At 66.2% G+C, this 12,217-nt stretch carries 10 protein-coding genes; 2 read left to right on the top strand and 8 right to left on the bottom strand.

From position 1 onward, the window contains the following. Positions 1–2: 2 nt before the first annotated feature. The 8 genes from mnhG to CETAM_RS11705 all read right to left on the bottom strand — a co-directional run bounded on the left by mnhG (position 3) and on the right by CETAM_RS11705 (position 8,845). A complete protein-coding gene (gene mnhG, locus CETAM_RS11740) occupies positions 3–383 on the bottom strand; it encodes a monovalent cation/H(+) antiporter subunit G (protein WP_156229015.1) in 381 nt (126 codons plus the stop codon). Continuing rightward, positions 384–659: a monovalent cation/H+ antiporter complex subunit F gene (locus CETAM_RS11735; RefSeq protein ID WP_156229014.1), complete on the bottom strand. Its 276-nt coding sequence runs from the start codon at positions 657–659 to the stop codon at positions 384–386. It lies immediately after the preceding gene. A gap of 1 nt (position 660) precedes the next feature. Then, on the bottom strand, positions 661–1,170 hold the full coding sequence (locus CETAM_RS11730) for a Na+/H+ antiporter subunit E (protein WP_156229013.1): 510 nt from the start codon (positions 1,168–1,170) through the stop codon (positions 661–663). Beyond that, positions 1,167–2,897: a Na+/H+ antiporter subunit D gene (locus tag CETAM_RS11725; protein WP_197085740.1), complete on the bottom strand. Its 1,731-nt coding sequence runs from the start codon at positions 2,895–2,897 to the stop codon at positions 1,167–1,169. Before CETAM_RS11725 ends, CETAM_RS11730 begins: the two co-directional genes overlap by 4 nt. Then, positions 2,890–3,381 carry a Na(+)/H(+) antiporter subunit C gene (locus tag CETAM_RS11720; RefSeq protein WP_156229012.1) on the bottom strand — a complete coding sequence of 164 codons (492 nt, stop codon included), beginning with the start codon at positions 3,379–3,381 and terminating at the stop codon, positions 2,890–2,892. The genes CETAM_RS11725 and CETAM_RS11720 overlap by 8 nt, the downstream gene beginning before the upstream one ends. After that, a complete protein-coding gene (locus CETAM_RS11715; RefSeq protein WP_156229011.1) occupies positions 3,382–6,345 on the bottom strand; it encodes a Na+/H+ antiporter subunit A in 2,964 nt (987 codons plus the stop codon). It abuts the gene before it with no gap. Between the two features lie 390 nt (positions 6,346–6,735). After that, complete coding sequence (locus tag CETAM_RS11710; protein ID WP_156229010.1) at positions 6,736–7,260, bottom strand: acetyl-CoA acetyltransferase; 525 nt, start codon at positions 7,258–7,260, stop codon at positions 6,736–6,738. Between the two features lie 208 nt (positions 7,261–7,468). Beyond that, positions 7,469–8,845 carry a dipeptidase gene (locus tag CETAM_RS11705; RefSeq protein WP_156229009.1) on the bottom strand — a complete coding sequence of 459 codons (1,377 nt, stop codon included), beginning with the start codon at positions 8,843–8,845 and terminating at the stop codon, positions 7,469–7,471. 224 nt (positions 8,846–9,069) lie between these two features. Here CETAM_RS11705 and CETAM_RS11700 point away from each other — a divergent pair, with 224 nt between their 5' ends. Next, complete coding sequence (locus tag CETAM_RS11700) at positions 9,070–9,423, top strand: hypothetical protein (RefSeq protein WP_156229008.1); 354 nt, start codon at positions 9,070–9,072, stop codon at positions 9,421–9,423. Continuing rightward, a complete protein-coding gene (locus CETAM_RS11695; RefSeq protein WP_156229007.1) occupies positions 9,417–12,146 on the top strand; it encodes a vWA domain-containing protein in 2,730 nt (909 codons plus the stop codon). Before CETAM_RS11700 ends, CETAM_RS11695 begins: the two co-directional genes overlap by 7 nt. Positions 12,147–12,217: the final 71 nt, after the last annotated feature.

Below are 12,217 nucleotides of genomic sequence, written 5' to 3'. Positions count from 1 at the left end.
CCCTAACGGCGCCTGAGTGAACGTTCGGTGGGGGCATCGTTGCGGGACATGTCCTCCGCCGCGCCGTACAGCCCCTCACGGCGGGAGACTCGACCCAGGCGTTGAGCGGTGACGGGTGAGGTCATCGCGGCGAAGACGACCAGCAGAATGAGCACGCCGAGATCGCCGCGCTCGGCAACACCGAACTCGGGCGAGCCGGTGACCTTGAGCAGCGCCCCGAGAATCGTCAGGATGAGGCCGGTGGTCTGGGGCTTGGTGATGGCGTGGATCCGCGACATCGTGTCCTTGAACCGTACGACGCCGACCGCCGCCGAGAACACCAGGAAAGAGCCGATCAGGATGAGCACCAGGGAGGTGACGTCGGCGAAGAGTTGGTATGTCATCTAGGAACCGTCCCTCTTGCGGAAGCGGGCGACGGACACCGAGGCGATGAAACCGAGCAGCGCGATGACGAGCATCGCGTTGGTGACGGTGGTGTCCAGCGTCCAGACGATGTAGGTGGCCAGGGCGCACTGGAGCATGGCGACGAAACCGTCCAGGCCGAGCATCCGGTCCATGGAGTTCGGCCCGACGAGGATCCGCCAGACGATGATGATGAAGGCAACGGTGAAGAAAGCCGCGGGGATCAGCAGCAGTGAGTTGTAGAGTGCGGGGTCCATGTCAGATCCTCTCGAAGATACGGATCATGTGGCGTTCCAGTGCCGCCACGTTCTCGATCTCGTGCGCCAGGGCGCGTTCATTCCCGGCGTCGAGAAGGTGCACGGTCCACATGCGGTTGGCGATGTCGATGTCACTGACCGAACCACCCGGCTGCAGGTTGTACAACGCGGTGGCGAAGGAGAGGACCAGCTCATTGGAGACGCGCATGGGCACCCGCACGATGGCGGACTTCGGCGGATCAGCCGGCCGGAGTGCCAGCCACGCCACCTTCATGGAGGCGATCATGAGGTCCCTCAGCCACGAGAGCAGGTAGAGGAACAGGGCCCACCAGTTGACCTGCAGACCGGTGATCGGCATGGCGGGCAGCGGCAGGCCGAACACGATGACGCTGCCCACGAGCAGGCCGCTGATGACGTTCGCCCAGGTGAACTCGCCCATCAGCAGGCACCACATGAGGATGATCCACACGATGAACCACGGGCGGAAACGGCGACGGATTCCGGCGATCACGGCTGGTCCTCCTCGATGGCGGGCTGCGGCTCGGGCAGCATGTGGTCACGGTTGCGCAGGGTGTCTGAACCGTCATCCAGGCGTTGCTGGTCGACCGTGCGTCCGGGGTTGTCGGCGGTGGTGCCCAGAACGGCCGAGCGGTAGATGTTCACGTCCTGAGCGGACTCTGCGGCGCGTCCGGTGACCCCGGCGATGGGGCCTGCCAGCATCGTCACGACCAGGGACGCGGCGATGAGGGTGGCGGTGGAGGCGACCATGCCCACGGGCATGCGGCCGACGTCGTCACGCTCGACGAACTCGACCTCGTCGGTGATGTCCGCCAACGGGGCGGGCCGCGCCATGGCGACGTTGCCCTCCGGCGCATCCTTGCGGTCGCGCCAGAAGCCCTTGGACCACACCAGCACCATGACATAGAGGGTGAGCAGCGAGGTGACCACGGCGCCGCCGATGAGCAGCCAGGACATGAAGCCGCCCTCGTTGGCGCCGGCCTCCAGCAGGATGATCTTGCCCAGGAAACCGGAGAACGGCGGGATGCCGCCCAGGTTGATCGCCGGAATGAAGTACAGGACGGCGATGACGGGGGCTGAATAGGCGAGGGAGCCGAGGCGGCGCAGGGAAGAGGTGCCGGCCTGCCGCTCGATGAGTCCCACGACCAGGAACAGCGCGGTCTGCACCAGAATGTGGTGGACGGCGTAGAAGATGGCGCCGGACAAACCCTGGGCCGAGCCGAGGGCGATGCCGAAGATCATGTAACCGATGTGGCTGACCAGCGTGAATGACAGAAGACGCTTGATGTCGTTCTGCGCCATCGCGCCGAGGATACCCACCAGCATCGTCGCCAGCGCCACCCACATGAACAGGCCGTCGAGTGAACCGTCGGTGAACACCACCGAGCGCATCCGGATGATGGAGTAGACACCCACCTTGGTCAACAGCCCCGCGAACACCGCCGTGACGAGGGACGGGGCTGTGGGGTAGGAATCGGGAAGCCAGGCGTCCAGCGGGAAGACGGCGGCCTTGATGCCGAAGGCCACCAGGAGGGTGCCGAAGATGGCGGCGCGGGTACCGGTGGGCACGTCCTCCATACGCATGCCGATCTGGGCCAGGTTGACCGTTCCCACCGCGGCATAGACCATCGCCAGGCCGAAGAGGAAGATCATCGACGACACCATCGAGACCATCACATAGGACACACCGGCGCGCACCCGGGCGGGCGAGGCCCCCAGCGTGAGCAGCACGTAGGAGGCGACCAGGAAGACCTCGAATCCCACGTACAGGTTGAACAGGTCGCCTGCCAGGAAGGACATGTTCACGCCCATGCTCAGCAGCAGGTAGGTGGGCAGGAACACCGCGACGGGTTCGTCCTTCCCGCCGTCGCGGATGCCCTGGCTGATGGCGTACCACATGACGCAGAACAGCACGACGGAGGAGACGGTGAGCATCACCGCGGACAGCCGGTCGGCCACCAGGGTGATGCCCACGGGGGCGTCCCAGCCGCCGAGCTGGACGGTCTGGATGCCCTCGAGGTCGACTACCACGACCATGGAGGCCGTGAGCACGATGAGTGCCGTGAGAGTACCCAGGGCGATGGCGCGCTGGAGGTTCGGGTGTCTGCCCGAGAGGAGCGCCAGTGCCGCAGCCACCGCCGGCAGGATCACCGGCAGCGGGATGAGGAAGGGCATCAGGGGCAGCAGTGCCGCCACGAACGGGGTCAGAGTCTCAGTCATCCTCGTCCACCTTCACGGGTGCCTCGAAGGAGCGCGGTCCGAAGGCATCGCCTCCGCTGGTCAGGCGACCGGTTGACGGGTCGTCGGAGGCGTCGTGGTCGGGTGCCGCACTCGCCGTGGCGGGGCGTGCCGCGATGGCGGCATCCTCGATGTCGTCCTCGATGACGTCGGCTGTGCGGTAACGGTACTGGCGGTAGGCCAGGGTGAGGATGAACGCGGTCATGGCCATCGAAATGACGATCGCCGTCAGGATCATCCCCTGTGCCAGCGGGTCGGCAATCTTATCGCCGTACACCAGCGACTCACGCCCCACGATCGGCGGGGAGCCGGCCGGGCCTCCGGCCTGCAGGATGAGCAGGTTCGCGCCATTGCCGATGAGCATCAGCCCCAGCATCATCTTCGTCATCGCGCGGTCGAGAACGAGGTACACGCCCGCGGAAATCAGTGTGCCCGCCGCCAGCAGCAGGACGAGGTTCGCAACCATCTACTTGTCTCCTTCCGGGGTGGTGATTCTTGAGGCGGTGCTCTTCGGTGCAGTCAGCTGACGCCTCTCCGCGACCCGCGCCATGGAGCGCGCCCGGTCGCGGGCGCGCTGCTTACGCATCTCCTCCTCCAGGTCGAGCTGACCGCCCAACGCGGAGAGGATGTGCATCATCAGGCCGAGGACGATGAGGTAGACGCCGGCGTCGAAAAGCAGGGCGCTGGGCAGCGACATGTTGCCGATCAGCGGCAGATCCACCGAGTCATACGCCGAGGTCAGCGGCGGGTGGCCGAGGAACATCGGCCAGATCGCGGCGATCGCCGACAGGCCGAGACCCGTGCCGAGGATGCGACCGGCATCCACCGGCAACGCCTCCTCCAGCTCGGCTCGACCACCGGCGATGTAGCGCAGCGTGAAGGCCAGCGCGGCGACCAGCCCGCCGGCGAAACCGCCACCGGGGGCATTGTGGCCGGCGAAGAAGAAGTACAGCGACAGCGCCATCATCGACGGGAACAGAATGCGCGTGGCGACGTCGACCATGAGGGAACGGTTCTGCGCGCGCTCGGTCTCCACACCCGCAGCCAGCCAACGGCGACCGGTGACGGAGAGCGTCGGACGTCTCGACTCCCGGCTGAAGGAGCGGGTGCGGTAGATCAGCGAGGCGACGCCTGTCGCCGCGATGACCAGCACCGAGATCTCCCCGAAGGTGTCCCAGGCACGGAGGTCGACCAGCAGTACGTTCACCGCGTTGGCGCCGTGGCCGATGTCCAGGGCCAGATCCGGCATGTACCGGGAGATCGGCTCATGGGAACGTGCGTTGATGGCGAACATCGTCACCACCGTCACCGACAGGCCCACCGCGACGGACAACCACGCCCGCAGACGGTTCGCCTTGGGGGACTGGGTCCACTCCGTTGTCGTCGGCAGTTTACGCAGCACCAGCATGAAGATGACCATGAGCACCGTCTCCACCAGGGTCTGCGTGAGCGCCAGGTCCGGGGCGCCCTGCAGGGCGAAGAGCACGGCCAGGGCGTAACCGGTGACACCCACCAGAATGACGCCGGAAAGTCGGTTGTCCATCTGTGTCGCGGCGATAGCGGCAGCGATGATCAGCACAGAGGCCAGCGCCTGCCAGGGCGAATCCCACAGCACCATCCGCACATCGGGCCGGTCACCCAGCGCCAGGGCCACGCTCGGCAGCGCGATGAGCACGCTGAAGATGATGCCCAGGTTCACCGCGAGCGAACCCCGCTGTGTGGAGGCGGTCAGGCGCAGCGAAAGATAGCGCAGGGAGTCCAGCACCGAGTCATAGGCGGAGTCCGCGTTGCCCAGGGCCGGTTGTTCGAACTGCGCCTTCGCCACCAGATCGCGCTGCCAGTGCATCACCACACCGGTGAGGATGATCAGCGTCGACAGCAGCAGCGGGATGTTGAAGCCGTGCCACAAGGCCAGGTAGCTGCCGGACTCGCCTGAGGTGGGCAGGTAGATGTTGTCCAGGTGCGCGGTGATCGCTCCAGACAGCTGGGCGGGGTAGACGCCGAAGTAGACCGTCAGGGAGGTGAGTGCCAGCGGGGCCAGCCACAGGCGCGGGCTGATGGGGGCCATGTTCGCCACGGATTCCGAGGTTCCGCCACCGGTCTCGTGCTCGGGGGGCTTCGTGGCGAAGGCACCGTGCAGGAACCGGAGCGAGTACGCCACGGTGAGCACCGAGCCGAGCACCATGCCCACGAGCATGAGGTTCCGGGGCATGCCCACCAGCAGATCCTCGTGGAGGACCGCCTCGAACACGCTCTCCTTCGCCACGAAACCCAGCAGCGGCGGCACACCGGCCATCGACGCCGCCGACAGGATCGCCAGGCCCGCGACCAGCGGCTGCTTCCTGCCCAGGCCGCTGAGCTCGCGGATGTCACGGGTGCCGGTGGTGTGGTCGACCACGCCGACGATCATGAACAGCGTCGCCTTGAACAGCGAGTGCGCGAACGTCAGCGCCAGACCCGCCAGCATCGCCTCCCGTGAACCCACCGCGACCGTCGCCGTGATGAAGCCCAGCTGCGAGACAGTGCCGTAGGCCAGGACCAGTTTCAGGTCCTTCTGCCGCAGCGCCATCCAGCCGCCCATGAGCATGGTCAGGATGCCCAGGGGGATGACCACCAGGTGCCAGGCGGAGACCACGTTGAAGTCCGGGGCAAGGCGGGCGACCAGGTAGATGCCCGCCTTCACCATCGCCGCCGAGTGCAGGTAGGCGGACACCGGCGTCGGCGCCGCCATCGCGCCCGGCAACCAGAAGTGGCCCGGGGCGATCGCGGACTTGGACAGTGCGCCCGCCAGGATGAGCAGAATTGCGGCGGCGATGTGCGGGGTCGTCGACACCTCGGCGAAATCCGAGATCTCCGACAGCCGCCAGATCCCGGTCTGTCGACCCAGCAGGATGATGCCCACCAACATCGCCAGGCCACCGAGAGTGGTCACCATGAGTGCCTGACCGGCGGAGCGCCTCGACGACGCCCGCTCCCCGTAATAGCCCACCAGCAGGAACGACAGGACCGACGTGATCTCCCAGAAGATGTACATCAAAAGGAAGTTGTCGGAAACCACCAGGCCGAACATGGCCCCGGCGAAAGCCACCATCTGGCCGCCGAAGATCGCCAGACGACGTGGGTTCGAATCGAAATAGGCCCAACAGTAGAAGAGCACCAGGGCGCCGACGCCCAGAATGATCAGGCTGAACAGTCCCGCCAGGGAATCGAGCCTGAAATCCAGGTTGAGGTGGGCCGTGGGCATCCACTCCAGGGCGAATGTCAGGGCATTGCCGTCAGCGAACGTTCCCCTGGTGAACAGGGACAGCACCCAGAAGAATCCGACAGCCGGCACTACCGCGAGCAACCCGAAAGCGGCTCGGCCGATGGACCGGATGAGCAGGGGCGCGGCCAGCGCGGCGATGGTCAGGGCAGCTAGAAGCAACAGCACGTCTGCGTTGTTCCCCTTCGCGTGTGGGCGGACAAGACAAGGCGAAAACCGCGTTCCGCTGTTGTCGTCGCCAACGTGCGTGCTGCCCCCAGCGGCAGTAGCTTCTCCGCGAATCCCCACCGGGTGTGATGGTGGGCAGACGAGAGCACTGAGAAACACCCAAGATTAAGGCGGCGTCGAAAACGGCGCGGCCAACGAGAAGCCAGTGTAACTGATGGCTGTAATACATGGTTCTGTCACACCCGTCGGCGGGGGCACCTCATTTATGTATCATTCTTTCGACACTTGTCGGGTGGACAGACGAAGAGTGCGGAACCTGGTGTCAGGTTCCGCACTCTACGGGTACTTCTGGCGTCGGGGATGTACGCACGGCTTCGCCTCGCGGGGCGGTCAGCCGTAGATGCGCTGCGCGCCGGAGGCCAGAGCGGCCGCGATGGAGGACTCCGGCGTCGGCCCGAAGCCGATGGCCCAGGACCGTCGGTTCCCGTTGCTCTGGTGGGCGACCTTGACGAAGGTGACCGTGGCCTCGAAGAGTTCAGTCTGGTGGAAGGAGAGGATCTCGACGTGGCGGCCGGCGTCAGCGAGCAGGTGGGAGACGGCGGAAGCGGGACCCATGGCGGTGATGTCGCGGATCTCGGTGCTCGGCTGCTCGGTCTTGGAGGTGCGGGTCAGCTCGGCGGTGTAGTGCTGCTGACCGCCACGGCCTCGGGTCGACTCCAGGCGGGTGATGCGGAGATCGGCGGCGGGAGCGAAAGTTGCGGTGAACAGCGGCCAGGACATACCGGCGGCCTCATCGCGGAGGCCCTGGGGCAGCCGGTGTTCGGCGCCGAAACGGGTGCTGAAGGGATCCTGCGCGGTATCGGCAGAAGTCTGGTTGGTGGTGGTGACAGTGGCAGAAGAAGTGCTCTGGAACATGATGACGGTCCTCGTTGTCTTCGAAAGGAAGGTGTGTTTGAGTGGACCGGCTCTTCAGCGGTGTGTGGCTTAACGACTACTGCCCCATGTGCGGGGAGCTAGTCCCTAGCCCGCACTGGGGTGTGTAGCCTCGGCTACTCGCTGAAGAGAGATGTTGTACGTCACACAGACAGGCTAACCCCTGCCCCCCGACTTCCACAAGTCCCGATTATTTTCCACCCCAGGCCTGCAGGAATGCTGCCTCTGCCGCGGCAACGTGGATTATTTCGGCGGGGTCCACCGACTCGTCGGGGGAGTGGATCGTCGACTGCGGCTCCTCCACGCCGAAGATGGCGATCTCGGCGTCGGGGAACTGTTCCTTCAGCGCGAGGGTGAGCGGGATGGAACCGCCGGAACCGACGGTGGTGGTGTGTCCGGTGTCGTAGGCGGCGGCGAGGCAGTCGCGGAGCAGGGTCAGTGCGGGTCCGCTGATGTCTGCGGCGAAGGGGTTGCTGACGTCCCCGATCTCCACGCTCACGTGCGCGCCCCAGGGGGCGTGGGACCTGAGGTGCGCTTCGAGGTGCTTGAGGACGTCCGCCGTGTCCATCCCCGGCGGTACCCGCAGGTTGAGCTTCGCGGAGGCGGTGGCGGGCACGGCGTTGACGGCCTCGGCGACCGGTGTGGAGGTGAATCCGGTGACGGTGATCGCGGGGCGGGCCCAGACCATGTCGGCGGGTTCGTCGGCATCGGTGCCCATGACGGCGACGCCGTCGAGGATGCCGGCGTCGCGTCGGAAGTCCTCCTTTGTATAGGGCTCGCCGTCCCAGATGCCGGAGGTGTCCACGCCGTCGATGACCGTGCGGCCGTGCTCATCCCGGAGCGAATCGAGGATGCGGACCAGCGCGGCGACGGCGTCGGGGGCCGCGCCGCCGTACTGGCCGGAGTGCAGGGGAGTCTCGAGGGTGTCCACCGTGACGGTCACCTGGGCGCCACCGCGGAGCGTGGTGGTAAGGGTGGGTACCCCGACGGCGGCGTTGCCGGAGTCGGCGATGAGAATGGCGTCGGCGCGGAAGAGTTCGGGGGCGTCGGCAAGCAGCGCCTCCAGGCCCACGCCGCCGCGCTCCTCGGAACCCTCCACGAGGAAGATCAGGCCCAGCCCGGTTCCGCCGGTGGCCTCGACGGCGCGCAGGGCCGCCAGGTGCATGACCAGATTGCCCTTGCAGTCGGCGGCGCCGCGGCCGTACCAGCGGCCGCCCCGCTCGGTCAGTGAGAACGGGTCGGAGGTCCAGCGGGCGGGGTCACCGGCGGGGACGATGTCGTAATGGGAGTAGAGGAGGACGGTGGGCATGCCCGCATCCGCTTCCCGACGCCCGATGACGGCGGTGGAGCCGTCGACGGTGAGGTGGGAGGCGACGTCGAGGCCGGCATCGGTGAGTGCCTGTGCGGTCCATTCGGCCGCGGCGGCGTAATCGTCCTCGCAACCGGGCTCGGCGTGCACGGAGTTGAAGGAGACGAGGGTGGAGAGTTCGGAGAAGATCCGGTCTCGCTGGCCTTCGATGTGGGTGCGGAGCCGGTCGATTTCGGTTGTGTCCATAGGGATGATCATAGGGAGAAGTCTAGTTGGGTCAGATCCGAAACGTGCTGTCCTTGTCTTCAACTACTAAAGTCATTCTGATACCACAGCAAGTTAATTCTCAGATGATGCCGGAGTAACAGATGGCGCAAGGATTCACTCCGTATTCCGGAGGTTCGTTCGGGAGTTCGCCGGGAGGATTCTCTGGCGCGGGGTCGGGTACGTCCTTCGGCCCCTCCCCGGGAGGTTCCTTCCAGATGTCGGCACTGCCGCGGGTACGGAAGGCCACGTCACAGCCGGTCCTCCATCTGCTGCCGAGTCTGGTGGCCGGCGTCATCGGTCTGGTGCTCAACGGGGTCCTGGTGTTCGGCGACCACGTGGCGACGGACACTGCCTGGGGTGTGATCGCCATCGTTGCGTGGGCTGTCGCCGGTGTCGCAGGCGTCACGGCGCTGGGTTGGTACTTCACAGAGATCAACAAGCGCAAGGGTGAAGGCTTTTTCTCGACCGTCGGATGGAAGAACCTCGTTGCGTGGCTGACTTATGCCGTCCTGCTGATCGCCATCATGTGGTCGGCCTTCAACATCGCTCAGTGGGTGGGTAAATGGTGATAAGTATCAACAGAACCCGTGCGGCTGCTCTGAGCGCCCTGGCCGGCCTGGCCGGGGCGTTCGCTGCGCCGCCTGCGTTTGCTCAGGACGTGTCAGGGGAGACCGGGAGTCTCAACCGGGTTGGAGCCTGCATCGCTGATCGGGGTGCGCTCGACGTCATCATCATGATCGACGAGACCGAGAGCCTCATCCACGAGGCCCGCGACGGCACCGTCAATCCCGACGCCCCGGGCGCGGACGTCGATGGCCACCGCGTGCCCGCCGCCCAGAGTTTCATCGACGAGCTCGTGGCCAAGCAGCGCGACGAGAACCTCGAGACCCGCGTGCGTGTCGCGGGCTTCGGCCAGGACTACAAGTCCGGCGCGACGGACCCCGGCAACTACGGGGACTGGGTCGTCCTGGACCAGGGCTCCGCCGATCAGACCAAGGACCTCATCGCGGCATTCGGCGACCGCACGGCGGAGCAGTACACCAACTACGCGTCCGCCCTTGAGGGTGCCTACCAGGACTTCTCCCGCTCTGGTGCGGAGGACCCGTGCCGCATGGTGGTCACCTTCACCGACGGTGCGCTCACTGCCGCCGAAGGCGCCGACGCCGCTGAGAGAGCCCTCTGCACCCCGGGCGGGGTCGCGGACCGGCTGCGCGGCGCGAACATCACCAACATCGGCATCGGACTGTCCGCCCCGCACAACCCCTCGGACTTCTCCCTCTTCCAGGGCATCACCCAGGGCACCGGCAGCCCGTGCGGCGATCTCCCGCCAAACGGTGCCTTCTTCACCGCTGACAACGTGGGCGGGCTCTTCGCGGCCTTCCGCGAGGCACTGGCCACCGGCGGCGAGGCCACCGGCGAGACCCGCGCCGGGGACCCCTTCCTCTTCGCCCTCGACGACTCGATCTCGACGGTGCGTTTCACGGCCATCGCCAAGGATGATCTCGGCCCCGACGCCCACCTTGTGCTCACCTCCCCCAACGGCGACACCATCCCGCTCCGGGACACCGGCTCCGGGGAGATCCACTCCGGTGATGTCACCTGGTCCGCCACCACTGACCCGGTGCAGAAGGCCGACGGCACGCTCTCACTTGTCGACGGTGGCTCCTGGGCCGGCACCTGGGCGCTGCAGTTCCAGGGTTTCGCCGAATCCGCCGCCGACGGCCGGGTGTTCAACTCGGTGGAGATCCAGCCGGACCTGCAGGTCGAGTTCATCTCCGGAGACGACGCCAGAGGCGGGCTGAACCTGCGTAACGACGAACAGCTGCACCTGCGCCTCGTCGACCGTGACGGCCGTGTCCGCCCGCTCGAGGGCGAGGGGCTGGTGGACCTGACATTCAGCGGTACCGGTGCGGGTGATGTCTTACTGGCAGAAGGAGCCGATATTTCCAGCGGTGAGCTCCAGCTGCCGCTCGACGCCATCGAACAGCTCCCGGCCATCGGCACGCTGCAGGCCCGGACCACCGTTACCACCAGGGGCGACGGGGAGACACCCGGCACCCGCCTGAGTCCGATCCTCAACACCACCCAGCTGGCAATCACCCAGCGTGACATGCCGCAGCTGCCGGGTGCCATTCGCTTCCGGGCAGAGGAGGAGACAGTCACCGTCGACGTGCCCGTCGCCGGTCCCGGCCGCGTATGGATCCCGGCTGACAGTTACGTCGACGCCTCGGCCATCCCCGACGGCGTCTCCGGCATCGCCGTGTCCAGCACCTACAACGGCGTCGACAACGCCCTGGTCCTCGAGATGGACGAGCAGGGGGTCCTGCCCGTCGAACTGAGCACCAGCGAGCTGCGAGACGGCTTTGTTTCCGGGACCCTGCCCATCGCCCTCACCAACCTCGAGGGTGCGAATGAGGCCGTCGCCGACGTGCCTGTCGAGGGCGACCTCTCCGTGCCGATCGACAGGGCGAACTTCGCGCTGGCCTTCATCATCGCGCTCCTGCTCGCGTTGCTCGTTCCTCTTCTTCTCCTCTATGCGGTCCGGTGGTTCACCGCCAGGATCCCGAAGGACAACATGGGTTTCGTCCGCATCCCGGTCACCCTCGCGGACGGACTGCTCAAGTATCAGGGACGCACTCAGCCGGAGATCGACCCGGCAGTCGTCGGTAGGCAGCAGATCGTCAACAATGGTACCGGCTTCAACGTGGACGGCTACTCAGTGAAGGTCAGGAGTTTCCAGTTCAACCCCTTCGCCGAGCCCGTTGCCCTGGTCGAGCAGGCCCCGTCCATCAGCGGTGCGGGCAAGCAGTACAAAGGCCACGCCAAGTTGCCGATCGCTGTGCAGGACTCCTGGTTCCTGGCCGCGAACCCGGTCGACCCCACGTCGATGGACCTCGTCGTGCTTGCCCGCCATCCGCTCGAGGACGGCGGGCAGAGCCTGACTGTGGAGATAATGCAGAATGCCCCGGACCGGGCTATCAGGCTGTTTGAGCAGCTGAAGAAGCCGGACCAGTCGGCCTCTCCATCAGCAGGCACCTTCACCCCAGGTGACAGCGGCCCCAGCTCGGGTGGCTTCGGTCCCGGGCCTTCTTCTGGTGCTTCCGGTAAACCCGGTGGCTCTGGTGGTGGTTTTGGCTCGGGTGGCCTCGGATCAGGCTTGGGCGGTTCTGGTGGGTTCGGTTCCGGCAGCGCCGGTGGCTCTGGTGGTGGTTTTGGCTCGGGTGGCTTCGGTCCCGGGCCTTCTTCTGGTGCTTCCGGCAACCCCGGCGGACCAGGTGGCTTTGGCAGCTGACACTACCCCGCTAGACGGCAGAGTGTTCTACTGTGACGTCTTCATGAACGGGGTCCCCTTTACTGTTCTCC

Source organism: Corynebacterium comes, assembly GCF_009734405.1.
In the GTDB taxonomy this organism is placed as follows: Bacteria; Actinomycetota; Actinomycetes; order Mycobacteriales; family Mycobacteriaceae; genus Corynebacterium; species Corynebacterium comes.
The sequence above is the reverse complement of the archived record's forward strand: the minus strand, read 5'-3'. Positions and strand labels throughout refer to the sequence as shown.

Bases quoted from the DNA above. Each gene is read 5' to 3' on its own strand.
- mnhG (WP_156229015.1), bottom strand. From the start codon at position 383: ATGACATACCAACTCTTCGCCGACGTCACCTCCCTGGTGCTCATCCTG.
- CETAM_RS11720 (WP_156229012.1), bottom strand. From the start codon at position 3,381: ATGGTTGCGAACCTCGTCCTGCTGCTGGCGGCGGGCACACTGATTTCC.
- CETAM_RS11725 (WP_197085740.1), bottom strand. From the start codon at position 2,897: ATGACTGAGACTCTGACCCCGTTCGTGGCGGCACTGCTGCCCCTGATG.
- CETAM_RS11695 (WP_156229007.1), top strand. From the start codon at position 9,417: ATGGTGATAAGTATCAACAGAACCCGTGCGGCTGCTCTGAGCGCCCTG.
- CETAM_RS11735 (WP_156229014.1), bottom strand. From the start codon at position 659: ATGGACCCCGCACTCTACAACTCACTGCTGCTGATCCCCGCGGCTTTC.
- CETAM_RS11705 (WP_156229009.1), bottom strand. From the start codon at position 8,845: ATGATCATCCCTATGGACACAACCGAAATCGACCGGCTCCGCACCCAC.
- CETAM_RS11700 (WP_156229008.1), top strand. From the start codon at position 9,070: ATGTCGGCACTGCCGCGGGTACGGAAGGCCACGTCACAGCCGGTCCTC.
- CETAM_RS11710 (WP_156229010.1), bottom strand. From the start codon at position 7,260: ATGTTCCAGAGCACTTCTTCTGCCACTGTCACCACCACCAACCAGACT.